This is a genomic window from Psychrobacter sp. TAE2020, assembly GCF_018919485.1.
Classification (GTDB): Bacteria; Pseudomonadota; Gammaproteobacteria; order Pseudomonadales; family Moraxellaceae; genus Psychrobacter.
Map to the genome: position 1 here is coordinate 1,076,873 of NZ_JAHLMU010000001.1, position 26,796 is coordinate 1,103,668.

Here is a 26,796-nt window from a genome sequence, read left to right on the forward strand (position 1 = left end):
TAACAGCGACCAGTAAGCAATAAAATATTAGTGTTTTGTAACTGCATTTAGGCAAGGTAATCACCTGATTTCACTCACTAATCAGCTTTTTAAATTTAATTCCTTACATTTCATATTGATATATTGATTTTTTTTGTTATTATAACTGTCTATAGTTGTAGTGCTTTATTGTGCTATTTTTCAATATCCCACAGCGCTTTATCAGTGAATTATTAAAAGCTATCAGTTAAATTGTTTACCAAAGAGTTTGTATTTTGGCGCATGAGTTTGATGATATTTCATCAATATTGCGTTACAATACCTTAAACAGAGTCGGGAGTTTTAACTAAACATTACGCAAATATTTTTTTGTCAGCCGCCGCCAGCTTAATTCTATAATTAACGACTTATTTTATCAACGCTAGACCGGTTAATTATATAAGCACCAATACACCCTATCAAACCTCGATTTGATTTCAAAAGACGGCAGTTTTGTTGTTACTTCAATACTATATATAATCCCACTATCAACTGGCTAAAGTCTTATCTTGATAGGTTATAATATTCAGGTAGCAAATCAGACATCAACTTATACCGCGCATTTACCGCGATCGTTAACTAGTTATAGAATTATTTTTTATAACGAGGGTACGGTGAATATTTAGTTAACACTGTTGATCATTCAGGCTGTAAAGGAATCATCCAATGAGTTTACAAAACACAGCAGTCGCTCCAGTGGACCGTGAGTACGAAATCACTATTATACGATTTTTTACTACTATGGCCGTAGTATGGGGCATTATCGGTATGAGTCTCGGTGTTTTCCTTGCCTCACAATTGGCATGGCCAGCGCTTAACTTTGATACACCATGGCTGACTTTTAGTCGTTTAAGACCACTGCATACTAATGCTGTTATTTTTGCATTCGGTGGCTCAGCCTTGTTCGCTACCTCCTATTATATTGTTCAGCGTACCTGTAAGACTAGACTATTTGCCCCTTACCTTGCTTGGTTTACCTTTTGGGGTTGGCAGGCAGTTATCGTCTCCGCGGTCATCACTCTTCCGTTAGGATTAACCTCTACTAAGGAATATGCTGAACTAGAGTGGCCGATCGATATTTTGATCGCTTTAGTATGGATATCTTATGCCATCGTCTTCTTCGGTACTTTAATTAAGCGCAAAACCTCACATATCTATGTGGCTAACTGGTTCTTTGCCGCCTTTATTATCACAATTGCATTACTGCATATTGTCAATAGTATGGCTATCCCCGTTAGTGCGTTTAAGTCTTACTCACTATTTGGTGGTGCGACCGATGCAATGGTGCAATGGTGGTATGGACATAATGCAGTAGGCTTTTATCTAACTGCCGCTTTCTTAGGAATGATGTACTACTTCGTTCCCGTACAGATAGGTCGTCCTATTTACTCTTACCGCCTTTCTATCGTTCACTTTTGGGCATTGATTGCTTCATATATGTGGGCTGGTGGTCACCATCTTCATTATTCAGCCTTGCCAGATTGGACGCAGTCGTTAGCGATGGTGTTCTCTATTATCCTATTCGCACCTTCTTGGGGCGGTATGATTAATGGTGTCCTTACTCTATCTGGAAGCTGGGATAAACTACGTACCGATCCGATTATTCGCTTTATGATCGTTGCTTTATCCTTCTATGCGATGTCAACGTTCGAAGGGCCGATGATGTCTATTAAAACCGTCAACGCCTTATCGCATAATACTGACTGGACTATTGGTCACGTACACTCAGGCGCACTTGGCTGGGTAGGTATGATCACTATTGGTTCGTTGTATGTGTTGTTACCTCGTATTTATAATAAGCCAAAAATGTACTCTATCAGCTTGATTACTACTCACTTTTGGCTAGCAACAGCAGGTACTATTTTCTATATCGTTTCGATGTGGATCTCAGGTATCGGCCAAGGTATGATGTGGTTGGCTACTAACCCTGATGGTACTTTAGTATATAGTTTTGTTGACACGGTTGAGTTCTCACACTTCCCATATATTGGTCGTGCATTCGGCGGTCTACTTTATGTTTCAGGCATGTTCGTAATGGCTTATAACTGTTATAAAACCCTTAAAATGCCAGAAGGTAAGCCTGTAGATATCGCTGATCCAACTGATCATAACCCTAGTGTCAATGAGTCACAGACGGCTAAAATATAAGGAACGATCATGGCTGGTACACCGCATGAGATTATTGAAAAAAACACAGGTTTGTTGGTTATCGGTATCGTTATCGCAATCAGCTTTGCAACCTTAGTTGAGATTGTACCGCTAATTTATGATAACAAAGGTCCTGAAGAAGGTGGGGTGAACGCACCGCTACCTTCTATGGAGCCGTGGACTGCACTTGAGTTCGAAGGTCGTGACATCTACATTCGTGAAGGTTGTCATGTCTGCCATACACAGATGGTACGTCCATTGCGTGCAGAAGTTGAACGTTATGGACCTTACTCACGTGCTGCTGAATCAACTTGGGATCATCCCTTCTTGTGGGGTTCTAAACGTACTGGACCAGATCTAGCACGAGTTGGCGGACGCTATTCAGAAGACTGGCAGAAGCAACATTTAATGAACCCACGTTCATTAGTACCTGAATCAATTATGCCAGGATTTCCATGGCTTGCAGAAAATGAAATCAACGGTACTAACGTGCAAACCAAGATGCGTCTATTCCGTGACCGTTTCGGTGTTCCGTACACTCAAGAGGACATAGATGGCGCTCCCGATGCTGTACTTGGCGCTACGGAACTTGACGCTTTAGTCGCCTATCTTCAACAGTTAGGTACTGCAATGGAAGGACAGCGCTAATGGGTATTGGTGAATTACAAACAATTGCAACTGTTTCAGCTTTTGTTGCCTTTATAGGTGTTGCATGGTGGGCGTATTCACCAAAAAACAAAAAACGCTTCGAAGAAGATGCACAGCTTGCGCTTGACGATGAGGTTGTAGATACTTTATCTGAAGAGCAGCGCAATAAGGATGAAAGATGACAGTTTTTTGGAGTTCTTGGATTACCATAATTGCCTTTTCGTGTTGGTTGTTTATTCTTGGCGTACTGTTAATGGTACTCAAGTTTAAACCTGAAGTAGAAGAGGATGGTACTACTGGTCATGACTATGACGGTATTCGAGAATACGATAAACCACTTCCTAAATGGTGGTTAGTAATATTTTTTGGCTCAATAGCTTGGGGTATAGTTTATTGGGTATTCTTCCCAGCTATGTTCCCTGGTACTTGGCATGGCATCGCAACAGTAGAAGTCGATGGCGACACAGTACCTTGGACCTCGAAAAACGAGCTTTATAGTGAGCTTGAAGAAAACAATAAAGTATTCACTGATAACTTTGAAAAGTCTATTTTAGCTAAAGCGAATGCTACTAGTGCTACTGAAACCTTGAATGAACTTTCTGTTCTTCAAGCGACTATGCGTCGCAGTGAGACACCACCAGCAGACTTGAAAACTCAAATAGATAAGAAAATCGAAGCGCTTGCCCCAGCTGTTGAGAAACTTGCGCAAAATCCAAGTGCTTTAAAAGTTGGTAGCCGTTTGTTCTTGCAGAATTGTGCAGTATGTCATGGCTCTAATGCGAAAGGTGCACTAGGCTATCCTAACTTGACAGATGGTGACTGGTTATATGGCGGCAATGCTAGTAATCTTCTAGCCACACTTCATAATGGACGTGTCGGCGGTATGCCAGCTTGGCGTGAACAGATTGGTGAAGAAGGCGTTCGTGCCGCTTCCGAATATGTTTTATCTTTATCTGCCAACAATGGTAGCAAAGCTAATGGCGAACTTGATAAAACTTTAGTGGCTCAAGGTAGCGCTATTTTTGCTCAAAACTGTGCCCTTTGTCATGGTAAAGATGGTAAAGGTATGATTTCAGCGGGTGCTCCTAACCTTACTGATCAGATTTGGTTGTATGGTGGTGATCGTGAGACAGTACGTAATACTTTACGTTATGGTCGCGCTGGTGTTATGCCACAGTGGGAAACTAAGCTAGGTAATGAGCGTATTATGTTAGTCGTTGCTTATGTTTACTCGCTGTCAGACAGAAATACTAAAACAGTTAAACCTGACACTAATATTACCGCTAGTGCTACTGCTCCTTTAGCTGCAGTAGAAGTAAGCAGCGCTAACTAAAATCTATAATATTTTAGTTAATAGTCAGTTGCTAGTGTTAGATAGGATGTCAAATAAAGGAGAACTGTTAATGCAGTTCTCTTTTTTATTATCAGTAGTTAGTACCAGAAAAAGAAAAAAACAATTATTATTTAACTAGATATAGTAATTGTTTTTTATAACATCTCCCCATTTACAGTAAGGGAATGCTAAAATAGTGACTCAAATGACTATTTATTAAGACATTTTTGTATATTAATTAGTAGATGATCAACATATTTTTAATTCTTATTGGTTATATACAATCGATCATTTGGTCGTTGAAATTGTATCGATGTTTAGATGCTAAGTATCATTAATAGTAGCTATAAGTGGTAGCCATGATGCAAGTTTCAACTCCTTACTGACATTGATAAAAGCGTAGATTTATACATTTAATAGCTATAATTTATGTTCGTTACTCATGCCAGCAGACTGATTCTTTTTTTAAAGAGGCAAGTTTATGTCAGCACCACACTCTAATAAAATTTCTATACAGCAGATTGATCTTGATGCTACTAAGCATCGCATCCATCCTCGCTTTGTCACAGGTCTCTATCAAAACATTCGTCTGGTTAGTATGTACTTCTTTCTAGCATTATTTTTGTTGTTACCTTGGCTGCGATATGATGGTAGACAGGCTATATGGTTTGACGTTCCCTCGCAGCATTACTATATCTTTGGCATGACCTTCTTAACTCAGGATTTCTATTTCATTGCAGCTTTTGCACTTATTGCTGCCTTTACCTTGTTTATGGTAACGGTCTATGCTGGACGAGTATGGTGCGGTTATGCCTGTCCACAAACCATTTGGACTCACTTGTATCAGCATGTTGAAAAGTGGGTTATCGGCGATCGTAATAAGCGTATTAAGTTTGATAAATCTCCTATGGGCCCGACTAAAGCCTTTAAACGTGGTTTAGTCTATTTTATATGGCTGGCTCTGTCGGTGATCACTGCGGCAACTTTTGTAAGTTACGTGGCTGGTACTGACCAAATTTATCAAAGTTGGCAGATGATAGAACATATCCCTATTCCTGACTGGCCAACTTGGATATGGGTATCGATGTTTATCTTTACCTTTGCAACTTATGCTAACGCAGGTTACATGCGTGAGCAAATGTGCATTCAGATCTGCCCTTATGGCCGCTTCCAAAGTGTTATGTTCGATAAAGACACCTTAATCGTTTCTTATGATTATGAGCGTGGTGAGCCACGTGGTACTCGCAAAAAAGGTACTCACCCTGAGGACTTAGGTGACTGTATTGAGTGCCAAATGTGTGTGCAAGTCTGCCCTACTGGTATCGATATTCGTGATGGTTTACAAGTTGGTTGTATTCAATGTGCCGCTTGCATCGATGCTTGTAATGAGGTTATGGACAAAGTCGGTTATAAGCGTGGCTTGATTCGCTATACTACTGAGCGCCAGCTAGCAGAAAAAGAGAACACTCGAGTATTCAGTAAGCGTCTGTTCGCCTATTTAGCCCTACTTCTAGTGTTATGTGGCGGTTTAATCTATGCTTTGACAGATCGCGTGCCTTTAGAGATTGATATTCGCCGTGATCGTAATCAGCTATCGTCGTTAAATACTCAAGGGATGATTGAGAACAGTTACGTCGTCAAATTGACTAACAAAACTCAAGATGAGCACACTTATAAGATTACCTTAGCTCCCAAAGATGGGTTGAGCTTACAACTGCGCTTCAATGACGTTCCCCTCGATGCTGGTGAGAGCTTTGATATGGCAGTAAGTATCTACGGTGATCCGGCTATTATCGATGAAGGTCAAACACCCGTCACTCTCAATGTGATAAGTGAAGATGGTCAGTATAAAGTTAGTAAAGACAACGTCTTCACTACTCAAGGCCAGTAAGTTATTAACAGATGGCTTTTTTTAGCCCTACAACTCACCTATAATTTCCTGCTAAATACTCATTTATAAAGTGCTTAGCAGATGCGGTGCCTACTAAATCAGGCTATACTAATGCGGTTATTAATTAGCATTAAGTGGGCTGCATTTAGCAGTTGCGTTTATAAACTGATGCGTTAAATAGGTATTATATGTCTACTCCTACTCAATCACCGAATTTTAAGCACCAAGATAGCCAGCCATGGTACAAAAACTACATGGTAATTATCTTTGTGATTGGTCTGCCAGCATTCGTGGTAGTGGCTTGTCTTTGGTTCGTTTATTACTCTTACCAAATCCGTGATAGCGTGGTACGTGATGACTGGTACATGGATGGTAAAACCTTATATCATGATGTATCCCGCGATAAGCTTACTTATGATTTAGACCTACATGGTCAAATGCAGTTTGCAGATAATGGTGATATTACTTTTTATCTCAATTATCCTGAGAAAAGCCTACAGTCAGGTAAGCTGCTCAATGGTACCCCACTCGTCTACCCTGATGAGTTAGCACTATCTATCTCTCATGCTACTGATATCAAAAAAGATCGTGATGTAGTCTTGCAGCATGAGAGCGGTAATAAATATAGCGCACCAGCCGTCAGTATTGATCCTGTAAAAGCTAAATATTATCTGCAAGTAAGTAATGATGGTACAGAAGATTGGCGCATGCGTGATGTAGCAAAGCTGCCGCGCGCAAAGGTTAGTTTCGACCCCTTACCGGTATTTGAAAAGCCCAGCTAGCCACTACTGACTAACAATAGCTCCTTTATAAAAACGGAGACAGCTGTTGCAGTTACCACGAAAAACCAGCGACTTACTCAATAGTAAGCCGCTGGTTTTTTGCTTTAAACGCTATGTTATTAAAATGGCTATCAGTATAAATAGTGATGCCCATGACACTACTATCGAAAGTCATTCAATATTTAAATTAAAAAATCTTATTAATAGGTTAAAAAATAGTTATATTGCCTTAGTAATCCTCCAGGCTACGGTGTTGTAATGATAGTAATTTTGCTAAAATAGCTTTTTTGCCTATTAGCGATAAATACTATTATGACTAACACTATGCTGCTCTGTGATTCTGACTCTAACTCTAATACTCAAAATGCTGTAGTGCTGCTGTCAGGTGGCTTGGACTCAGTAACTTGTCTTTATTGGGCAAAAGAGCGCTATGCTTCTATTACTGCCATAAGCTTTGATTATGGTCAACGCCATAATAGCGAGCTAGTAGCCGCTAAAGCTATTGCCCAAAACGCTGGTGTCGCTCACCGTATTATAGACCTCGATATCGGTCAGCTAGGGGGTTCGTCACTGACTGATCACAGCATGAGCATACCTGATGGTGATACTGACAAGTTCGCTACTGCTGATAAATTCACTACTAAAAGCACCAATGTGGCTGCTGATGCAAGCATCGATTCAATAAAACCTTCTATCAACACGGCGATTAGCGGTGCTATCGATAATCAAGTTGATAATGACGCTATTCCCAATACTTACGTACCAGCACGCAACACTATCTTTCTATCTTACGCGCTAGCGGTAGCGGAAGTTACTGATGCCAATCATATTGTCATCGGTGTCAGCTCAGTGGATTATTCAGGCTATCCTGATTGTCGCCCTGAATATATAGCCGCCTTTGAGAACTTAGCCAATCTTGCCACTAAAGCTGGTGTTACTGGTCATCAGTTAAGGATTCAAACCCCTTTGCAACAGTTATCAAAAGCACAGACTATTGAACTTGGTCTCACTTTAGGAGTAGATTATGCTAAGACTATCTCTTGCTACCAAGCAGACGCTCAAGGTTTAGCTTGCGGGGTATGTGATAGCTGTGTACTGCGTCGCCAAGGATTTGCACAAGCCAAAGTCGCTGATCCAACGCGCTATCAAGGTTAATAATAGCTAGTTTATGCGCCCTCAGAGTATTAATACCCCATAAATAGCTTTAGTAAACAAAAGCGTAACATTTAATTGCATCATCACAGCAGGAGCGTAGTGTTTTTTAGTCAGCATAATTGTTATTGTAGCGGCTAAGCTTATAGCTATGAGCTTATAAATACTACAAGCTAGTTTGTGAATAGACGTGTTGAACGATAGGCTACAGCAGGATCTAGTTGTGAATATACAACATGCCTTATAATAGTTAGCTACAAATAGTAGGCTATAACAACTAATGCTACTGTCTACTTATCTACTTTTTTAACCCCATTGTTTATATTGTCCGAGAGAGAAACCTTATGAAGTTATTGCAAATTTTACCTTTAGTAGTTATCGGTCTGATCGCTATGCCGCAAGCTAATGCCGCCGATATCAAGCAAGACAATATCAATAGCTGTGTCAGTGGCGCCGTCAAATATAAAGTAGCAGATAAAAATACTGCAACTAAACTGTGCACTTGTACTATCAATGTGCGTAGTCAAATGACTATTGGCCAGATGTGGGAAATTGAGAGCTACGCGCAAAACAAAAAAGACCCTTCAAGCTTGTCTTATGTGAAAAAGATGCAAAAAGAGTTGCAGCAATGTACTGAAGGCCTGAATTTAAAACAACCACAGAAGCCTGCTTAATATAACTTAGCAAAGCTTTTAACGGCCAGATAGTTAAAGCTTTAACTAAGTTATGGTTTATCGTTGTAGAGATAAGACTGACCTTAGTCAGTCTTTTTTTGTTGCTAGCAGTTGCCAATAATCTAGCAAAGTGTAAAACTGCTAAATTAGCTTGTCGTTCTAACAGCCTTTCAGCTAACTCTGTCAATTAATATAAAAAGGAATTTATCATGGCCAAAGCCACTACTGAAGTTATCGCCTTACCTACCTTTCCAGTAACGCTAGTTCGCCAGTTAGATGGGCATTTCATTCATGATGATATTAGCTTAGTGGACCTTCTTACTAATAAAAGCAAAGGGCTTATTCTTTACTTTTACCCAAAAGATGATACCCCTGGCTGCACTATCCAAGCGAATGACTTTACTGAACACCTCAATGCTTTTGATGATCTTGAATACGACATCATTGGTGTGTCTCGTGATAGTGTAGAATCACATCAAAAATTTATCGAAAAATACGACTTACAAATTGCGCTTATCAGTGATAGTGACGAGAAGCTATGCCAATACTTCGATGTCATTCAAGAAAAAAATATGTATGGCAAAACCACTATCGGCCTAGTGCGCTCAGCCTTTGTATTTAATAAGCAAGGAGTACTCACTCATGCCCAGCGCAACTTACGAGCTAAAGATTATGCTGAGCGTTTGCTGGAAACCTTAACCTAATAAATAGCTGCGCATTATCTAGTGCTCTAGTTGATATAGTGTCCTGGTTATCAAGCTTAGGTTGTAGTAGGGTCAGTTAAAAACATTTTTGCAACAGCCTACTACATTTATAGTGCTGTGTGCTTATGTAGCTTTACTTAATCTAGTTGCTGATTATTAGATAATAGCTAAATTATTTATAATCGATCAAAGCTTATCGTTAAGCTATATAACCTAAAATTATTACTTTTAAGTTGAGAATAATATGAGCAAATCATCTGATAACCAAGTTGCTAATAAGGCTGCTGACCAGTCATCGACTACTAAAATTACTCGCCATGTCGATGTTGCAGTGATTGGTGCTGGTACTGCTGGACAAAATGCTTTTAGCCAAGCCAGCAAAATAACTAAAAATATCGTTATTATTAATGATGGGTTTTGGACAACCACTTGTGCCACTATTGGTTGTATGCCCAGCAAACTATTAATCGCTGCTGCTAATCGTGCTCACGAAGCTGAGTACTCTGATCAATTTGGTATTCATACTGAAGTACGTATCGATGGAAAGCAAGTCATGGCACGAGTTCAAGCTGAGCGCGATCACTTCGCTAATAGCGTTAAAAAACAAGTTGAAGGCTGGCCTGCGGACAAAAAGATATCTGGGCGGGCTTATATCAATAAGCAAGGTTTGATTGAAGTTAACGACGAAATAATCAAAGCTGATAAAATTATCGTTGCTACTGGCAGCTCTCCTTTTGTCCCTGATGATTGGCGTAATAACTTAGGTGCTACGCTCCTGACTTCTGACACTATATTTGAGCTCTCAGATCTACCAGTATCAATGGCGGTCATTGGCGCGGGCGCGATAGGTTTAGAGCTTGCACAAGCTATGACTCGTTTAGGGGTAGCAGTGACTCTATTCAATAATGTCAATAGAGTGGCTAGCCTTAAAGATGAAGCTATCAATCAAAAAGCTATTGAATGCTTAAGTAGTGATCTGACCATGAAACTGGCTACTGAAGTTACTGGGGTCGGGACTTTGACTACTGAGGATAAAAAACTCCAAGCCTTTATTAACTATAAAGATAAAGAGGATAATAAGAGCCGCTGGGAAGGCCAGTACGTCTTAGTAGCCACTGGACGACGTAATAACATTGAGCAGTTGGGCGTTGAAAATCTAGGGGTAGTCCTTGATGATAGTAACAAGCCACAAAACTTAGATATCGCTACTGGTCAGATTGGCGATCTTGACGTGTATATCATTGGCGATGCTAATGCTCATATTCCACTATTGCACGTCGCTAGCGATGAAGGTTTTAGCTCTGGTAATGCTGTCTGTAAAGACAATGATGATGCCTACGTTAGAGCTCCTGCTGTGCCCTTTTCTATCGTCTTCTGTGAACCACAAATTACTAATGTAGGGATGTCACTACCTGAAATTAAAAATTCAGGGCTTGAGTATGTTATCGGTGAAGTGAGTTTTGATAACCAAGGACGCAGCCGTGTTATGGGCGTTAATTGTGGTCTGCTGCACGTTTATGGTTGCAAAAAAACCCATACCATCTTAGGGGCTAGCATGGTAGGTCCTGATGCGGAGTACATTGGTCACATAATAGCCAATGCTATTACCAATGATTTGAGTGTTAAAGACTTACTCAATATGCCCTTTTATCACCCTACTATTTTAGAAGGGTTACGTACTGCTCTACGAGATGTACAAGATAAGATGTCGATTTCGCGCCAACCCAATGATGCACAGCAAGATGGCTTTTAGATTGTGGCTCAGCTACACTGCTAATCAAAGCTGATTCCTACCACCCTTATGGATGAAACAATGGCAATAGCTACAATTACTGAGTTTTTTCAAGAGATCATTCGTGATTTGCATACTAGTCTCTATTTAGCGATTGGTGGCTCAGTAGAAGAAGACACTTTAGATTGGTCATCGCATGCAGTAGAGCTAGTCAGTACAGGTATAAAAATCTTAATTCTGCTCGCAGTATTAGGGTTTTTTTATTGGCTAACTATTTATTTTATTAAGCATAATAAGACGCGTTTGCGCTTGAATGATCGACGCGCCAAAATTGCTCGCTCCATCCTGCGCTATATTTGGATAGTAGCTAGCTTGATTGCGATTATGAGCCAAATTAATTTTGAGCCTACTACTGTTAAAGCGACGGCTAAAGCTTGCACTTGGGCCGGTATTTATTACATATTATGGACCTCGTCAGGGCAGATCATTCATAAAGTTCTGCAGCATTATGGTCTAAACGCTTCTATTGAACAGCTACTCAAAAACATTCTATCCGTACTGCTATTAGTACTAGGTCTAGCCAGCGTAATGGCTCAGTTTGGCTTCGATATTGTCTCGCTAGTGGCCGGTTTAGGTATCGTTGGTTTGGCGGTTGGCTTTGCAGCTCAATCTACATTGGCTAACTTTATCGCTGGTATTACTATTTTGCTCGAGCAATCCTTCCAAGTAGGGGATTGGATTAATATCAATGATAAAGAAGGTCGGGTGGTCCTTATTTCTTTGCGTACTACTCATATCCTAACTCGTGATAACATCACTATTATCATCCCCAACTCCAATGTTGCTTCTTCTGAGGTCACTAATATCACCTCCAAGAACTTTATCCGTTTCGATATTCGAGTACGTATCGCTTTTGAAGATGATGTCGATACGGCGCGTGCAGAAATCATGCGAATATTAGAAGATACTGAGGTAGTATTGAGCCGTCCTGAAACCTCAGCTACAGTAGCTGAAATCGGTGAGTATGGGGTGTTCTTTATTGTCAGATTCTGGGTCAAACCTGCATCAGTTGCCCGTATGCCCAAGATCAAGGAAAACCTGCAAGAGGCTATAAAACGTGCCTTTGACAACGCTAATATTTCTACTCCTTATCCGCATATGCGTCTGCTTATGCCTAAAGACGTTGACTACCCTATCCCGACTAAACCTTTTGCCACTACTACTCAAATTGTAGAAGACAAAACCTTATTGGCTAAAAATAATGGTGAAGGATAATGGCTGACTCTCTCACTTTAGGCCACGCATAACTTATCCCTTTACCTCTGTTGGATGCTAATCGGCTATGATTAACCTTGTTAACGACATTAGCGTCTCATTAATAGTTCGGTGATAAAGAAAATAGAGTGAGCTGCTTTAGACTTATTAAAGTGTTGGCTTTATTAACCATTATTACGGTTATCTAATGCACAGACATCGCTTAAACCTCTGTGCTTTAACCTTTATCGACCGAAATTATGGTAAAATCGCCAGTTAAACGCTAACGCTTTATTTTCTGATTTGCTTATCTAGACACAGGTATCCGTATGACCGAACCAACCACGCCCGCAGCTGCGCAAGCGCCCTTATCAACCTCATTGCCAGTAGCAGCGCCAGATTTAGCGCTTGAGCTTATCATCACTTGTGCTGATGGGCTAGAAGCACCACTACAGACTGAGCTAACCAGCTTTGGTATCGCCAGTGAAATCAAAAGTACAGGGCGTCTAAACGTCAGCGGATCCTTACGTGATTTATATACTATTTGCTTGTGGTCGCGGGTAGCCTCTAGAGTATTAATGCTGATCAAACGCAAAAATATCAATGCTGAATATGATGTAGCAGAGCAATTATATGGTCTAGCCAAGTCGATCAATTGGACTGAGCAATTTAAGCTTGAGCAGACTTTTGCTATTCGATTATCAGTAGATAAGCGTGTAGCGGTCAGCCAACAGTTCGCTATGTTGCGTATCAAAGATGCGATTGCCGATACTTTTAATGAGGTCTATGACAGCCGCCCAAATGTCGACAGCAAAAACCCAGATTTTGCTATTTTTGCAACGGTAAATGATAAGCAAGCCGAACTGTATTTAGATTTATCTGGTACTAGCTTACATCGTCGTGGTTATCGTGTAGCTATGACCGATGCTCCGTTAAAAGAAAACTTAGCAGCAGCTCTGTTATACAGTGCGGGCTGGCATAAGCAGAATGAGACTGATAACACGCCTTTTTATAATGCGCTAATCGATCCGATGTGTGGCTCAGGTACTTTTATTATCGAAGCGCTGCTAATGCATTGCGATTATGCGGTTGGCATTGATAAGGCCGCCAATCAGTTTGGTTTTTATCAGTGGCAGCATCACGATGAGACCTTATGGATGGCGATGGTGGATGAGGCGCAAACCCGATTCCGTGACGCTTTAACTATTGCTTGCGAGCAACCGGATACTCTACCGCTAATCTTAGGCTTTGATGCCGATAGTGGCGCGATACTGGCTACTGAGAAAAATTTAATTGCCGCCGGTTTACAAGACTTGTTACCGCTGATAGACCTTGAGACTCGTGCCCTTGATCAACTTAATAGTACTTTAAGTCCGATGGTCAAAGACGGTAGATTGAGTAATCCACTGATCATTACCAATCCGCCTTATGGTGAGCGTCTAGGCGATGAGGAGAATATTCGTCCTCTTTATCAGGCTATAGGGCTTATCCTGCAGGATAGCTTTGCTGGTAGCGACGTCAATCCTATGGTTGGTATCTTAGCTTCCAATGTCGAACAAGTCGATATTCTGCCTATTAGCGAGCCAAAAACTCTGCGTTGTCATAATGGTGCTATCACGGTTTATTTCCGTTACGGTAAGCTAATCCCTGGCCAAGTTGGCAATCTAATGAGTCGTTTTGAGAAGCGTGAGATTGATACTGAGGAAGGCCAAGATTTTATCAACCGTCTACAAAAGAATCTCGGTCGCCTCAGAAAACAAGCTACTAAAGAGAACGTCAGCAATATACGTGTCTATGATGCCGATCTGCCTGACTTTAAGGTCGCCATTGATCTATATGGTGATTATGTGCACGTACAAGAGTATGCACCGCCTAAGACTATCCCACCTGAAACCGCTAGAAAGCGCTTTAACTTAGCATTGATGGGTATCCGTGAAGTTTTAGGCATTAACCGTGAGCAAGTCTTTATCAAGACTCGTGCTCGCCAGTCGGGTAATGACCAGTATAGTAAGCAAGGCAATACCGAGAAGAAAGGCAAATTCTATATCGCTCGTGAAGACGACGCTTATTTTTATGTCAACTTCACTGATTATTTAGATACTGGTTTGTTTATTGATCACCGTAATATGCGCGCACGCATTAAAGACAATAGCCGTGGCAAAGCGGTACTGAACTTGTTTGCTTACACTTGTACTGCTAGTGTCCATGCTGCCCTTGCTGGTGCCAAAAAAGTGACTAGCGTTGATTTATCACAAAACTATCTAGACTGGGGTAAGCAAAACTTCGTGCTTAATGGTCTTGATGTTAGCCGTAATAAATATCAGTTCGTCGCTGCGGATATTTTTGAGTGGATTAAAGACAATACTGAACAGTTCGATATTATATTTATTGATCCCCCTACTTTTTCTAACTCAAAGAAGTTCCAAGGTACTTTTGATGTTCAGCGCGATCATTCGGCACTGATCAATCGAGCAATGAACCGCCTAACTGCTGATGGGGTCTTGTATTTCTCTAACAACTTTACCCGCTTTGAGCTCGATGAGCAGCTGACTGAGCGTTATGATATTGTCGATGTGACTCAAGAGACTATTGGTTTCGACTTCAATGTCAAAAAACCTATTCATCAGAGCTTTGAGATTCGTCATCGCTAATCACTTGCAACAGCAAAACCGTCTAACCAGCTGTTTTGCTGTGCAAAGCAGCTAAATTTATAGCAAAACTACATAAACCTTAATAACAATGACCTTATCAGCTTTGATTGGGTCATTTATTGTTGTTATGATAGACCGTTCCTAAATAATATATATCTTCATTCGTTTAGCTTCTTTGCTCTTAAAATAATTTTATTCTAATAAAAAGGACATAACCATGGCTTTATCATTAAATAAAGGCGGTAACCTATCGCTAACCAAAACTGATCCTAACTTAACCAAATTACTTATTGGCTTAGGCTGGGATGAACGTGCTACTTCAGGGGCCGAGTTCGACCTAGATGCCAGTGTGTTTTTATTGAGTACTGCTGGCAAAGTGCGCGGCGACCACGATTTTATTTTTTATAATCAGCTAAAATCTGATAACGGTGCTGTTGAGCATACTGGCGACAACCGCACTGGCGAAGGTGATGGTGATGATGAATTGGTTAAAGTTAACTTAACTCAAGTCCCAGCTGATGTAGACAAAATCGTCGTAACAGTTACCATTCATGATGCGGCTGCACGTAGTCAAAACTTTGGTCAAGTTGCTAACGCTTTTATCCGTGTTGTTAATGAAGAAACGGGCACTGAAGTGGTACGCTTTGACTTAGCAGAAGACTACTCTGTCGAAACCGCAATGGTATTCGGTGAAGTCTATCGCCATAACAACGAGTGGAAATTTCGCGCAGTAGGTCAAGGCTATGCCGGTGGTCTGCAAGCTATGTGTCAGCAGTATGGCGTTGATATCTAATTCTCAATTTAGTCTCAATATTTTTATAATAGATAGTGGACCATCCAATATCGGCTGGGTATAAAAAATTGATATACAGTCCTTAGCCCATATCATGGGTTGACTAAGCATGAAGTACAAATAATTGCAAAACTATGCATTTTTTAGTAGTAAAACCTTCGGCAATGGTTTATCTTTCTATTGATTTTTATTTATAACTATACTCAAAAAGTAGCTAGCAATAGCTGCTTTTTATAGTATAGGCTTAGGTTATTTCCTCAGCGACAAACCAGCTTTAACGACATTAGCTTTATGCAATCAGACAGGACATGTCATGAGACATTTTTATTTAGATTTTATCTTTACCGCTATCGCTTTAGCGGTAGCCGCATGGTGGGGGTATTCACATAGCGGTATGAGCGGGCTCATATCTACGCTATCGATTACTGCTATTTTGGCAGTTATGGAAATCTCGTTATCTTTCGACAACGCAGTAGTCAATGCTTCAGTGCTCAAGGGCTGGGATGACTTTTGGAAGATGATTTTCTTGACTGTGGGTATTTTGGTTGCCGTCTTTGGTATGCGCCTAGTATTCCCGATCGTCATTGTTGCCGTCACCGCTGACTTAGGAATGATGCAAGTTATCGACTTGGCCTTGAATGATCCAAAACAATACTCAGCTAAACTACTAGCGCATCATGCTGAAATTTCAGCTTTTGGTGGTATGTTCCTATTACTAGTATTCTTAAACTTTGTCTTTGATGATAAAGAAGTACACTGGTTTGATTGGCTTGAAAGCCGCTTAGCCAAATTTGGTCAAGTCGATGCTATGAGTGTATTTGTTGCGCTAGTAATTTTGATGATTTCTCTAACTTGGGTTCAACCTGACCAGTCCGCTGCAGTGCTAATAGCCGGCGTCTGGGGTATCTTAATATACTTAGGGGTACAAGTAATTTCTGGTATGTTAGAGGGTGACTTAGAAGAGGAATTAGAGGGTGAAGGCAGTAGTGCTGGCAGCACTGGTGCTGCAGGTAGTGCTATTATGAAAGGCGGTATTATAGGCTTCTTATACTTAGAAGTGCTCGATGCCTCATTCAGTTTCGATGGTGTTATCGGTGCCTTTGCTATTACTAACGACGTTATCGTTATCATGTTAGGCTTAGCTATTGGTGCGATGTTTGTACGTTCTATGACTATCTTCTTAGTAGATAAAGGTACATTGGACGAATTTATCTATCTTGAGCATGGTGCGCATTACGCTATTGGTGCCTTAGCCCTTATTATGTTGATATCGATGAAGTTCCATGTGCCAGAGCTTATCACTGGTCTTATCGGTATTGCCTTTATCGGTTGGGCGTTATTAGCATCCCTTAAGCATCGTCGACAAGAAGCTTTGAAAGCGACCAATGATCCTGATTTAAAGACCAGACAATTAGATTAATTTAGTCATTTAAATTAATTCAGAGCTGTCAGAAAAATTAACAGGCTGTAGCAATTATTCGCTACCGCCTGTTTTTTTTATGGGTAATACTTTAGATATAGTATTATAAATTGGCATGTGTAGAGGGTACTTTATACAGCGATTTACTAGAGGCAAAAGACCAAGATAAGCTTAGTAGCTAAGGGGGTGTCATTATTTATAAAAAATTATTCTTTTAAGTGTTCCTGAAGCACGAGGCATCCATTAAGGCCTAATGATTATCAGTATGTTTTGTATTTATTATCTCTCTCCTACTAACATACTTACCACACTATGAATATCCCAATCTAAGTCACGCTGCTCAGTTTGAGCGGCTACGATAATGCCCTCGCCAAATATAAATAAGCTATCGGCTTTTTGTTGAGGATTATCTGTACCTAAGCTCTTAAACTGCGCCAATAGCAACTGTCTAACTTTAAACTTATGATCGCGCGCAATTTGATGGGGAATATCTTCTGAACTGGCGAACTCAGCACAGGCATTAATAAACATACAGCCATAAAAGTTATCGGATGACGTCCATTGGATTAAAAACTCTAGATAGCTTATCGCTATAGTAGTAGTGGTTTGGCTATTCAAGTTACTAAGGCTATTCGTTAATTGACCTATAAAGCATTCATGGCGATACGCCAACACCGCCTCAATCAGTCCTTCTTTATTGCCAAAATGTGCATATAGCGTGCGCTTGGTCGTGCCTGCTTGCTTTGCTAATAGATCTACACCACTAGCATGAAAGCCATGCTGGTAAAAGACCTCATAGCTTTTATAGAGTATGGTATCACGCAGTGCCATTAATCATTCCTTACTTATTCAAAATAAAGCTAGAATATTTATATACCGTTCGGTATACTAAAGATAACGTTTAAAAATATACCTATCAGTATATCTCTAACTCAATAGAATCATTGTTAATTTTTAAAAAAGTAGAAAAGCTATAGTGATAAGCGGTGAACTTAAAATGTTAGCCTTAAAAGGATAAGATCGTCGCAAATTGTTAAATTTATTTACAGTTGTAGGACGTAAGTTGTAGAACTTAAAGGAAAAAATAATGATTCAGATATTTCGTTTAGATAAGTTTAAAGGCCAAGCAGAACCTTGCCCAAAAAGACTACCAATATGGATGATAATAATAGCGTGGGCTGGTGGGACCATAGCTACTGCTAGCTTAGCCCTCATTGGTGAATGGCAAGACATGATGATGATTTTGGGATCGTTTGGAGCTAGTTGTTTGTTGATATTTGCTTATCCCAGAAGTCCCTTTGCCCAGCCGAGAAGTGTCATTGGTGGGCACTGTATAGCCACCCTGACTGGCTTAGTATTTATGAGCTTATTCGGTGTGCATTGGTGGAGCTTGGCGACTGCCGTGGGTACAGCGATAGCATTAATGCTACTGTTTCGAATGCCGCATCCACCTGCAGGTTCAAACCCATTAATCGTGATGATTGGCGGGGCCAGTTGGCAGTTTTTAATTACTCCGACATTAATAGGGTCAGTGACACTAGTTTTGGTGGCGCTGATTTATAACAACTTAACTAGTGATTTAAAAGGTAATGAGAGTAAAAGTAGGCAGTATCCGACCTATTGGTGGTAGGATAATTAACTCTGTAAACCAGACAAAAACAGACTTATAACCTAATTGTTTGATGCTTATAACGAAATGGAATAACAACATCGTCACTTAGCGCTAGACCTTATGAGCTAGATCAGGATAATGACCCAGATTGATTTTTAGGTTTTCTTTATATTTTTCGGTGTTTAAGGTCTTTATCATGATGTTATTATTATTAGTTGCTGTTTTTATAGTACTGCTCTATGGCTTATGGCGTTATCACCGCCAAAGTGATTCCTTGAGTCGCAGTGTGTTTCTTGGTCTATTTCTAGGTGTTGTTTACGGCCTGATACTCTCAGCTCTTAACGTTGATACGACTGACTTCTTACCTTGGATCAATATCGTCGGCAATGGCTACGTGAATTTATTAAAAATGATTGCTATGCCTTTAGTCTTCATCTCGATATTGGCCGCTATTGCTCGCTTAGAAAAAGCCTCTATGATCGGTTCAATGAGCTTTTGGATCATCAGCACCTTACTTGTTACTACCGGTATCGCTGCTTTAGATGGGGCTATTATCGCCAACTTATTCCATCTTGATGCCAGCTCAATCGTACAAGGTCAATCAGAAATCGCTCGTGGCCAAAGTATGGTAGAGAGCAGTACAGAAGTTGCGGACTTAACGATTCCAGGTTTAATCTTAAGCTTTATTCCTACTAGTATCGGTGGTACATTCGCTGGGTTAGAAAGTACCTCGATGATAGCAGCAGTAGTCATTGCCAGCTTATTAGGTGTGGCAGCGTTGACGGTTAATAAGAATGATCCCGAAAAAGGCACAGTCATCATTCGCACTATCGATGTCTTACAAAGCTGGATCATGGCTTTAGTGCGCTTTATCATCCGCTTGACCCCTTATGGTATCTTAGCATTGATGATTAAAGTGATAGTCACCACTGATGCTACTGCTATCTGGCAATTGGCCAAGTTCTTACTGGCCTCTTATGTTGCTCTATTTATCATGCTAATAGTGCACGCTTTTATTATAATGTTGACAGGCCGCTCACCTATTGCGCATTTTAAGAAAATTGCCCCTGTACTGACCTTTGCCTTTACCTCACGTAGCTCTGCCGCTTCTATTCCACTGAATATTGATGCGCAAGTTAATGAGCTTGGCGTGGCTAAACCTATCGCCAACTTTTCTGCATCTTTCGGCGCTACTATTGGGCAAAATGGTTGTGCTGGTGTTTATCCTGCCATGCTAGCGATTATGATTGCTCCAACGATGGGCATTGACCCTTGGAACGCAGGCTTTCTAGCTTCTGTAGTGGGTATTTCTATGATCGCCTCATTCGGCGTGGCCGGTGTAGGCGGTGGTGCAACGTTTGCTGCTATCATCGTGTTATCGACTTTAGGCATGCCGTTAGAGCTAGCCGGACTGTTGATTTCAATCGAGCCGTTAATCGATATGATGCGCACACTAGTGAATGTCAGTGGCTCTATCACTTCCGGTGTCGTTGGCAACCGTATTCTCGGTAAATCTATCGAAGCCGATGGATTTGTAGGCACTACGGTTGATAACGTGGCTTATAAGGCGAGCTAAGCTTATAACTGCCATCTTAGACACTGACTCAAGAGAGTCGTTATAAGAAGCTGCTATTTCTATGAAAGAGAATCACTTTAAAGTCTTTAATTTGGTTCTCTTTCATAACCATTATGCTTATATCTGATACCAGCATACTTTTTAGCAATCTACCAAGATTCCTACTAAAACCTATTTAGGATTCAATCAGCAAAATTAAACCAGACTCCATAAAGTGGTAATAGCATAAAAATGTCCCAATCTGTTCGGTCATTGGCGCCTAGCAAATCGCAGCGGCATGTTAAGGCTTGTACAATAGCGGTTATCAAACAAAAAATAATGATAGCCAGTATTACAACAACCTCCTTTTAAGGCTAAACCAATAGCTGTGCTTTTAATCAATACTTGCAGCTTTTATTTAAAGGAAGACTCAGCCATTGCCACAACCTCAGCAAAATCCGCTCACTATTCACGTTTATTTTGTGGTATTGGAAGGTTCATTAGGGCTCGACCTAATCGGCCCCGCTGAGGCTTTACGCATTGCCAATCGAGTATTACAGGCGCAAGCGCATATTCAAGCCCATCATGAAGACCCACTATTTAAGGTACACTATGTAGGGTTTGCCGAGTCCGCAACATTATCTACAGGGTTAATCGTCAGCCAAATTCAGCCAATGCCTGACCCAAAAAACTTATTGTTAATGCCATCAATGGCTTGGATAGTTATTTTAGGTCAAGAAGGCAGTGAGCCTCTAAACCCCAATCTACCACACCATAAGCAGCTTATTGCTTGGCTGACTGATTTACCGATTAAAAAACACCAGCTAGAGATTATTACTGTCTGCGCAGGTAGCTTATTTTTAGGCTATGCAGGACTGCTAAGCAATCGTAAAGTCACCACCCATCATCTGGATTTGGACGAGCTCGCTCTCATTGCTCCTGATTGTCAGCTGCAACAAGACTGCGTGTTTGTAGAGGATGGTGCGATTGCTAGCAGTGCTGGGGTGACTACAGGTATTGACTTGATGGTACATAAAATCGCCCAAGTTTGCGGTGAGATAGTAGCTAGTGAAGTGGCTCAGTGGCTGGTCATGCCGCAGAGGCGCACTGCTAAGCATAGCCAGTTTTCTGAGCTGCTCACGCATCGCTCGCATCTGCATCCTGCGGTACATCGAGTTCAGGCCGCTATCACCTTAGAACCAAAAGCGGCGTGGTCAATGCAAAGCTTAGCAGATTTGGCTCACACTTCACCTCGGCATTTAACCCGATTGTTTAAGCAGAACACGGATATCTCTGTCATGCAGTACGTTAATTTAGTGCGGCTTAGCCTTGCCAAGTCAGCATTATCCACAGGGCTTAGCGTGACTAAAGCGGCAGATATTGCTGGATTTAGCTCTGATGTTCAGTTGAGAAGAGCTTGGCATATATTTAATGAGTCGGGTACGCCGTCTAGCTATTATCGTGCTGCTCCCTCACAACACGCCAACTCAAAGGATAATCAATGACCCCACTACACCTTGCGCTTGCTGTCATTGTCACCCTAATCTGGGGTATCAATTTTACCTTTATTGCTTGGTCGCTTGAGAGCTTTCCGCCGCTGATGCTGAGCGCCATGCGTTTCTTTTTTACTGCCATTCCCTTGGTGCTATTTATCAAGCCACCTGAGTTTAACCGCACCCTATTCATTTATGCCATCGGCACCTTTGTGATGCAATACGCCTTTGTATTCACTGCCATGCACCTTGGTGCCTCAGCTGGCTTGACGGCGCTGCTATTGCAATTACAGATATTTATCACTGTATCGCTCGCCTATTTTATGCTGGGTGAGCCTGTTAGCCGAATGCAGCTTGTGGGGATGGTCATTGGCGTATTGGGGCTGGCAGTGATTGCGACCAACTTAGGCGGGGATATGCCGCTGCTTGGGTTTATTTGTATTTTGATTGCCGCTACAGGCTGGAGCTTTGGCAATATTGCCTCCAAACAGGCTTCGAGTCAGGCAGCAAAGCCACTGTCTGCAAACACACCTCAACCTATTAATACAATAGTAAGTCTAGCGCCAGTAACTACTGCACAGTCAGCGCCATTATCAGCATTATCGCTGGTGGTTTGGGGCGGCTTAATAGCCTGTGTGATCTTGACTATTGCTTCATTAATATTTGAGACCGATAGTTGGCAAGTTGCGACATTTACGCACGCCTCAATGAAATCTTGGTGGGCACTTGTCTTTATTGTCTATATCTCTACCCTAGTTGGATTTGGATTATGGGCATTGTTATTGAGTGAAAATAACGCCTCAAAGGTAACACCGTTTGCGCTACTCGTGCCCATATTTGGCATGATAACGTCGGTGCTACTCACTGGTGAAGTGGTAACTTGGTGGAAGATGTTGGCGATGGGGTTAATTTTATTGGGATTGGTGCTGGCGAATTTAAAGCGCAGCCATTTTGTGCGACAGGCGAAGCCTAGGTTAAGTTGATGGGCTAACAATAGAGGCAGATTATAAATATTTTGCTGACAGTGGAACGTACTCAAAAGTCATATTCGGCTATCAATTAAACAAATCGATAGCCCGATACTAGTAATTGCTCTCCCGTATTTACTATCCAGTATTTGCTATGTAGACACTTCATACAGCATCAGTCACGTTTCTGATGGCAATATACAATAAAGTCAGCAGTCGACTTATATAGTCGATATCAAATAAAATAGATACATCACTTTATGACACGAGACTGTGAAGAGTTTTTTTGGCTTGCTGTGTCTATACCTATACCTGCGCCTACGCCTACGCCGACAGAGGCTGCAAAAAACTGATCTCAATCTTGCTGTATTGTTTATACAATGAACTGGTTGTAGCCACTATCTAGTTTCTACTTCCCTGCCAGCATCTTTTGCAACTTTGCTAATACCACACCATACAGCGGTAAAAAGATCAACACCCCCATCACCATCTTAAACAGATAGTCCATAGTGCCAATTTCGATCCAATGGGTCGCCATAAAGGCATCTGGGCTTCGATAAAAGGCAATAGCAAAAAAGCACAGACTATCGATCAAATTACCAATAAACGTTGATACAAGGGGTGCAATCCACCAAGTTTTAAGCTGGCGCAATTTGTTAAAGACTTGGATATCTAACAGCTGACCAACCACATAAGCGGCAAAGCTTGCCAAGACAATGCGAAATACAAACAGATTAAAGTCTAATAGCTTCTCGTGGCCGACAAATAGACCATTTGCAAAGACTACAGAGAAATAATAGGAGATAACTAGCGCCGGAAGCATGGCAAAAAATATAATCCTTCGAGCTAACTGCTGACCAAATATACGTACGGTCAGATCAGTAATCAAAAAGATAAACGGAAAGGTAATCGCTCCCCAAGTAGTGATAAAACCAAATAATCCGACAGGTATTTGCACCAGATAATTACTGATAGCAATGATAAAGATATGTAGGCCGACTAGCCAGAATAAGGCACGGCTATAGCGTATGGATTGAAGTGGAGTGATAGAAATATTACTGATGCTCATCAAAGAGTCCTTTTTTTAGATCAGGGTTGAGGGAACCTGAGAGCGCATTATTATAAAGCAAAATGGTACTTATGGCTAAAGTGATTCTAGCGCAAAGTTTGAGCCTCTTCACCTTGCGTAAGCTCTATCCTGCGCAACGCTGTCCTTGTAAACAATACTTTTACTATAGCCTTTACATTTATTGACCGGATTTGCTAACTGGGGCTCAAAATTTGAGATTTATAGAGCTTAATAATACATATTCACTATAGTTAGCAGGAGTTGATTAAGGTTTGAACCACTCATAATTCAACTACGATACAAGTGTAATACATACGCACAAAATACGACTTGCTTAGTCTGTAAGCGCTTAGTATAGTAAAACTTAAATATATCTATGGCTTGATTAACTTGGTCAAAGTAGATGAACACTATCTAAGCAGCTCTCTATTTACCAGCTATAGTTACTGATATCGCAGCTAATATTATGGTAAGTACTAGTTATGATAAATACTAATATAGCCAGTAAGTAATATTATGAGTAGTACCACTATAGTAGGTAAGGTGATAAAAGCTGTATTTTGAACTCAGTATTTTTAGTACCAGTATCTCCAACAAAAAATCAATCCAATCAATAAATCAAAGGACAATTTTATGGCTATTAGCTTAACGAAAGGCGGCAACGTAAACTTATCAAAAGAAGCACCAGGCTTAACCAATATTACGGTTGGTCTTGGCTGGGATCCACGTGCTACTGACGGTCAAGATTTTGACTTAGACGCTATTGGCTTTTTGGTCAATGAAGGCGGTAAAGTACGTAACGATCAAGACTTTATCTTTTTTAATAACTTAAAGTCAGACAATGGCGCTGTAGAACACACTGGCGATAACCGTACTGGCGAAGGTGACGGCGATGATGAAGCTATCAAAGTAAACCTAGCTAACATTCCAGCTGATGTCAGCAAAGTAGCGCTTTGTGCCATTATCTATGAAGGCCAAGCTCGTAACCAAAACTTTGGCCAAGTTGGTGATGCTTATATCCGTGTCGTTAATGACGATGGTCAAACTGAGATCGCCCGCTATGACCTATCAGAAGATGGTAGTACTGAAACGGCGATGATTTTTGGTGAATTATATCGTCATAACAGTGATTGGAAATTCCGTGCAGTAGGCCAAGGCTTCAGCGGCGGTTTAGGTCCATTAGCTTCATCTTATGGCGTTAATGTCTAACAATAAAAGCTAACTTAGCCAACTTAAAATAAGCCATCAAGTGTGTTTTATTATCACATTTGATGGCTTTAAAATTAATGGGCTAGTGAAAGTATTTTTTTAAACAGCTATACGAAAATAAAAAAACACCGTTAAATTATAGTCATTTAAACCCTAGCAAAGCACTATTAAAACACTGATATAAGGATTTTCATCCTATGGCGGCAACATTCAGCTTAATCGGTACGATCGAACCGTTTCTACATTGTAATCTTAAAAAAGGCGATTCGATTTATTGTGAAGCCAATGCAATGGTGATGATGGAGTCTAACCTTGAGCTTAAAGGTAAGCTGCAAGGCGGCTTAGTGCAGTCACTAATGCGCCGTTTTGCCAATGATGAATCATTGTTTCAGCAACAGATTGAAGCAGTCAATGGCGAAGGAGATTGTTTGCTAGCTCCTACTCTAGACGGTGATATGCAAATACTAGATGTCGGCGCTCAGCAGTACACTTTGAGTGACGGTGCCTTTGTAGCGGCACAAACCGGTGTTGATGTTAAAGCTAAAATTCAACGCAATCTTGGTGGGGCTGTATTCGGGGATACCGGCGGCTTTATGGTTATGCAGACTCAAGGTAATGGTCAAGTAGTAGTTTCTGGTTTTGGCTCATTATTTGAGATTGAAGTAACCCCTGGTAAAGATGTCATTATCGATAATGGTCATGTGGTCTGCTGGGATTCAAATTTAGAGTATAAGCTCTCCGTCGCTACTAGTAAGAAAAAAGGCTTTATGAGTAATATCATTAACTCAGTTACTAGCGGTGAAGGTATGGTATTGAATTTTTCAGGTAACGGAAAGGTTGTTATCTGTTCCAGAAATCGTGACAGCTATCAAGGCTGGCTACAGAGTATCCTAGGCACTAGCTCAGGAGGTCGTGGCGGTAATAGTGGCATGCTAGGTAACCTTTTATAAATGCTGCACTATAAGTTATAAGTTCTATTTTATTAACCGTTTATTTTTAATAGCTCGTTTCTAATAATTCATTTTAATGACTAGTATAAGGAATATAACATGGCAGTCAGTCTACAAAAGGGACAGAAAATATCCTTAAGCAAAGAAGCCGGCGGTACGCTTACTAAAGTTAAGCTAGGCTTAGGTTGGGATGTTGCGCAATCAGCAGCGCCAGAGAAGAAAGGCGGATTTTTAGGTAAGCTGTTTGGCGGCGGTAGTAGTGGCGGTGATTCTATCGATTTAGATGCCTCTTGCATTATGTTCGATAGCAATAAACAAGCCGTTGATGCCATTTGGTTTAGCCAATTGCAGTCCAAAGATGGCAGTATTCTACATACAGGTGATAACCGTACTGGTGATGGTGATGGCGATGATGAAGTCATCAATGTTGACCTCTCAAAAGTTCCAGCTAATGTGGTTTCACTAGTATTTACGGTAAACAGCTTTACTGGTCAAACCTTTGAGACCGTAGAAAACGCTTTTTGCCGCATTGTTAATGCGGATAATAATAGTGAAGTAGCTCGCTATAACTTATCATCGCAAGGTACTCATACTGCTATGATCATGGCTAAAGTCTATCGTCATAATGATGAGTGGAAAATGCACGCTATTGGCGAAACTGCTACTGGTCGTACCTTTCATGACTTGATGCCGGCCATTTCTCCGCACGCTTAGTTAATCACCATAGATCAATAAAAGAG

General features: G+C 40.9%; 23 protein-coding genes. 21 read left to right on the top strand and 2 right to left on the bottom strand.

Features of this window, described 5'->3' with window-relative positions; translation table 11 throughout:
* Positions 1-684 precede the first annotated feature (684 nt).
* The 14 genes from ccoN to KPY62_RS04290 all read left to right on the top strand — a co-directional run bounded on the left by ccoN (position 685) and on the right by KPY62_RS04290 (position 17,200).
* A complete protein-coding gene (ccoN, locus tag KPY62_RS04225) occupies positions 685-2,166 on the top strand; it encodes a cytochrome-c oxidase, cbb3-type subunit I (RefSeq protein WP_216580959.1) in 1,482 nt (493 codons plus the stop codon).
* Positions 2,167-2,175: 9 nt separating this feature from the next.
* Positions 2,176-2,814, top strand: a complete 639-nt coding sequence (gene ccoO / locus KPY62_RS04230) for a cytochrome-c oxidase, cbb3-type subunit II (RefSeq protein WP_201622710.1) — start codon at positions 2,176-2,178, stop codon at positions 2,812-2,814.
* Entirely contained in the window at positions 2,814-2,996 is a 183-nt protein-coding gene (locus KPY62_RS04235) for a cbb3-type cytochrome oxidase subunit 3 (protein ID WP_201622711.1), read from the top strand. The genes ccoO and KPY62_RS04235 overlap by 1 nt, the downstream gene beginning before the upstream one ends.
* Complete coding sequence (ccoP, locus tag KPY62_RS04240; RefSeq protein ID WP_216580960.1) at positions 2,993-4,147, top strand: cytochrome-c oxidase, cbb3-type subunit III; 1,155 nt, start codon at positions 2,993-2,995, stop codon at positions 4,145-4,147. The genes KPY62_RS04235 and ccoP overlap by 4 nt, the downstream gene beginning before the upstream one ends.
* A 481-nt stretch (positions 4,148-4,628) precedes the next feature.
* On the top strand, positions 4,629-6,038 hold the full coding sequence (ccoG, locus tag KPY62_RS04245) for a cytochrome c oxidase accessory protein CcoG (RefSeq protein ID WP_216580961.1): 1,410 nt from the start codon (positions 4,629-4,631) through the stop codon (positions 6,036-6,038).
* 188 nt (positions 6,039-6,226) lie between these two features.
* Positions 6,227-6,820 (top strand): FixH family protein, encoded by a 594-nt coding sequence (locus tag KPY62_RS04250; RefSeq protein WP_216580962.1) that lies wholly within the window; start codon positions 6,227-6,229, stop codon positions 6,818-6,820.
* A gap of 312 nt (positions 6,821-7,132) precedes the next feature.
* Positions 7,133-7,975: a 7-cyano-7-deazaguanine synthase gene (locus KPY62_RS04255; RefSeq protein ID WP_216580963.1), complete on the top strand. Its 843-nt coding sequence runs from the start codon at positions 7,133-7,135 to the stop codon at positions 7,973-7,975.
* A 341-nt stretch (positions 7,976-8,316) separates the two neighbouring features.
* The gene (locus KPY62_RS04260) at positions 8,317-8,646 is read left to right on the top strand and encodes a hypothetical protein (RefSeq protein WP_201622717.1); all 330 of its coding nucleotides are present in this window, start codon (positions 8,317-8,319) and stop codon (positions 8,644-8,646) included.
* A gap of 209 nt (positions 8,647-8,855) precedes the next feature.
* Entirely contained in the window at positions 8,856-9,350 is a 495-nt protein-coding gene (locus KPY62_RS04265; protein ID WP_216580964.1) for a peroxiredoxin, read from the top strand.
* 244 nt (positions 9,351-9,594) lie between these two features.
* Positions 9,595-11,103 carry a dihydrolipoyl dehydrogenase gene (locus tag KPY62_RS04270; protein WP_216580965.1) on the top strand — a complete coding sequence of 503 codons (1,509 nt, stop codon included), beginning with the start codon at positions 9,595-9,597 and terminating at the stop codon, positions 11,101-11,103.
* Between the two features lie 60 nt (positions 11,104-11,163).
* Complete coding sequence (locus KPY62_RS04275) at positions 11,164-12,357, top strand: mechanosensitive ion channel family protein (RefSeq protein ID WP_228730567.1); 1,194 nt, start codon at positions 11,164-11,166, stop codon at positions 12,355-12,357.
* Positions 12,358-12,665: 308 nt separating this feature from the next.
* Entirely contained in the window at positions 12,666-14,987 is a 2,322-nt protein-coding gene (gene rlmKL / locus KPY62_RS04280) for a bifunctional 23S rRNA (guanine(2069)-N(7))-methyltransferase RlmK/23S rRNA (guanine(2445)-N(2))-methyltransferase RlmL (protein WP_216580967.1), read from the top strand.
* 217 nt (positions 14,988-15,204) lie between these two features.
* Positions 15,205-15,780, top strand: a complete 576-nt coding sequence (locus KPY62_RS04285) for a TerD family protein (RefSeq protein ID WP_201622722.1) — start codon at positions 15,205-15,207, stop codon at positions 15,778-15,780.
* A gap of 313 nt (positions 15,781-16,093) precedes the next feature.
* On the top strand, positions 16,094-17,200 hold the full coding sequence (locus KPY62_RS04290) for a DUF475 domain-containing protein (protein ID WP_216580968.1): 1,107 nt from the start codon (positions 16,094-16,096) through the stop codon (positions 17,198-17,200).
* A gap of 279 nt (positions 17,201-17,479) precedes the next feature.
* On the opposite strand, the gene KPY62_RS04295 is transcribed toward KPY62_RS04290, so the two are convergent.
* Positions 17,480-18,031 carry a TetR/AcrR family transcriptional regulator gene (locus KPY62_RS04295; RefSeq protein WP_216580969.1) on the bottom strand — a complete coding sequence of 184 codons (552 nt, stop codon included), beginning with the start codon at positions 18,029-18,031 and terminating at the stop codon, positions 17,480-17,482.
* 256 nt (positions 18,032-18,287) lie between these two features.
* On the opposite strand from KPY62_RS04295, the gene KPY62_RS04300 reads away from it, so the two are divergent.
* The 4 genes from KPY62_RS04300 (at position 18,288) to KPY62_RS04315 (ending at position 22,843) form a co-directional block, all read left to right on the top strand.
* Positions 18,288-18,830 carry an HPP family protein gene (locus tag KPY62_RS04300; protein WP_216580970.1) on the top strand — a complete coding sequence of 181 codons (543 nt, stop codon included), beginning with the start codon at positions 18,288-18,290 and terminating at the stop codon, positions 18,828-18,830.
* A 178-nt stretch (positions 18,831-19,008) separates the two neighbouring features.
* Positions 19,009-20,388: a cation:dicarboxylate symporter family transporter gene (locus KPY62_RS04305; RefSeq protein ID WP_216580971.1), complete on the top strand. Its 1,380-nt coding sequence runs from the start codon at positions 19,009-19,011 to the stop codon at positions 20,386-20,388.
* Between the two features lie 416 nt (positions 20,389-20,804).
* Complete coding sequence (locus tag KPY62_RS04310; protein ID WP_216580972.1) at positions 20,805-21,872, top strand: GlxA family transcriptional regulator; 1,068 nt, start codon at positions 20,805-20,807, stop codon at positions 21,870-21,872.
* A complete protein-coding gene (locus tag KPY62_RS04315; RefSeq protein ID WP_216580973.1) occupies positions 21,869-22,843 on the top strand; it encodes an EamA family transporter in 975 nt (324 codons plus the stop codon). Before KPY62_RS04310 ends, KPY62_RS04315 begins: the two co-directional genes overlap by 4 nt.
* 394 nt (positions 22,844-23,237) lie before the next feature.
* Here the strand turns inward: KPY62_RS04315 and KPY62_RS04320 are convergent, their stop codons facing one another.
* Positions 23,238-23,897 carry a 7-cyano-7-deazaguanine/7-aminomethyl-7-deazaguanine transporter gene (locus tag KPY62_RS04320; RefSeq protein ID WP_216580974.1) on the bottom strand — a complete coding sequence of 220 codons (660 nt, stop codon included), beginning with the start codon at positions 23,895-23,897 and terminating at the stop codon, positions 23,238-23,240.
* Positions 23,898-24,530: 633 nt separating this feature from the next.
* Between KPY62_RS04320 and KPY62_RS04325 the strand changes: the two genes are divergently transcribed.
* The 3 genes from KPY62_RS04325 (at position 24,531) to KPY62_RS04335 (ending at position 26,770) form a co-directional block, all read left to right on the top strand.
* On the top strand, positions 24,531-25,106 hold the full coding sequence (locus KPY62_RS04325) for a TerD family protein (protein ID WP_216580975.1): 576 nt from the start codon (positions 24,531-24,533) through the stop codon (positions 25,104-25,106).
* Between the two features lie 197 nt (positions 25,107-25,303).
* Positions 25,304-26,056 carry a TIGR00266 family protein gene (locus tag KPY62_RS04330; RefSeq protein ID WP_201622728.1) on the top strand — a complete coding sequence of 251 codons (753 nt, stop codon included), beginning with the start codon at positions 25,304-25,306 and terminating at the stop codon, positions 26,054-26,056.
* Between the two features lie 99 nt (positions 26,057-26,155).
* Positions 26,156-26,770, top strand: coding sequence for a TerD family protein (locus KPY62_RS04335; protein ID WP_216580976.1), 615 nt, complete (start codon positions 26,156-26,158; stop codon positions 26,768-26,770).
* Positions 26,771-26,796 lie beyond the last annotated feature (26 nt).

Excerpts from the sequence above, each read along its gene's own strand:
- ccoN (WP_216580959.1), top strand. The coding sequence starts at position 685 with ATGAGTTTACAAAACACAGCAGTCGCTCCAGTGGACCGTGAGTACGAA.
- ccoO (WP_201622710.1), top strand. The coding sequence starts at position 2,176 with ATGGCTGGTACACCGCATGAGATTATTGAAAAAAACACAGGTTTGTTG.
- KPY62_RS04235 (WP_201622711.1), top strand. The coding sequence starts at position 2,814 with ATGGGTATTGGTGAATTACAAACAATTGCAACTGTTTCAGCTTTTGTT.
- ccoP (WP_216580960.1), top strand. The coding sequence starts at position 2,993 with ATGACAGTTTTTTGGAGTTCTTGGATTACCATAATTGCCTTTTCGTGT.
- ccoG (WP_216580961.1), top strand. The coding sequence starts at position 4,629 with ATGTCAGCACCACACTCTAATAAAATTTCTATACAGCAGATTGATCTT.
- KPY62_RS04250 (WP_216580962.1), top strand. The coding sequence starts at position 6,227 with ATGTCTACTCCTACTCAATCACCGAATTTTAAGCACCAAGATAGCCAG.
- KPY62_RS04255 (WP_216580963.1), top strand. The coding sequence starts at position 7,133 with ATGACTAACACTATGCTGCTCTGTGATTCTGACTCTAACTCTAATACT.
- KPY62_RS04260 (WP_201622717.1), top strand. The coding sequence starts at position 8,317 with ATGAAGTTATTGCAAATTTTACCTTTAGTAGTTATCGGTCTGATCGCT.
- KPY62_RS04265 (WP_216580964.1), top strand. The coding sequence starts at position 8,856 with ATGGCCAAAGCCACTACTGAAGTTATCGCCTTACCTACCTTTCCAGTA.
- KPY62_RS04270 (WP_216580965.1), top strand. The coding sequence starts at position 9,595 with ATGAGCAAATCATCTGATAACCAAGTTGCTAATAAGGCTGCTGACCAG.
- KPY62_RS04275 (WP_228730567.1), top strand. The coding sequence starts at position 11,164 with ATGGCAATAGCTACAATTACTGAGTTTTTTCAAGAGATCATTCGTGAT.
- rlmKL (WP_216580967.1), top strand. The coding sequence starts at position 12,666 with ATGACCGAACCAACCACGCCCGCAGCTGCGCAAGCGCCCTTATCAACC.
- KPY62_RS04285 (WP_201622722.1), top strand. The coding sequence starts at position 15,205 with ATGGCTTTATCATTAAATAAAGGCGGTAACCTATCGCTAACCAAAACT.
- KPY62_RS04290 (WP_216580968.1), top strand. The coding sequence starts at position 16,094 with ATGAGACATTTTTATTTAGATTTTATCTTTACCGCTATCGCTTTAGCG.
- KPY62_RS04295 (WP_216580969.1), bottom strand. The coding sequence starts at position 18,031 with ATGGCACTGCGTGATACCATACTCTATAAAAGCTATGAGGTCTTTTAC.
- KPY62_RS04300 (WP_216580970.1), top strand. The coding sequence starts at position 18,288 with ATGATTCAGATATTTCGTTTAGATAAGTTTAAAGGCCAAGCAGAACCT.
- KPY62_RS04305 (WP_216580971.1), top strand. The coding sequence starts at position 19,009 with ATGATGTTATTATTATTAGTTGCTGTTTTTATAGTACTGCTCTATGGC.
- KPY62_RS04315 (WP_216580973.1), top strand. The coding sequence starts at position 21,869 with ATGACCCCACTACACCTTGCGCTTGCTGTCATTGTCACCCTAATCTGG.
- KPY62_RS04320 (WP_216580974.1), bottom strand. The coding sequence starts at position 23,897 with ATGAGCATCAGTAATATTTCTATCACTCCACTTCAATCCATACGCTAT.
- KPY62_RS04325 (WP_216580975.1), top strand. The coding sequence starts at position 24,531 with ATGGCTATTAGCTTAACGAAAGGCGGCAACGTAAACTTATCAAAAGAA.
- KPY62_RS04330 (WP_201622728.1), top strand. The coding sequence starts at position 25,304 with ATGGCGGCAACATTCAGCTTAATCGGTACGATCGAACCGTTTCTACAT.
- KPY62_RS04335 (WP_216580976.1), top strand. The coding sequence starts at position 26,156 with ATGGCAGTCAGTCTACAAAAGGGACAGAAAATATCCTTAAGCAAAGAA.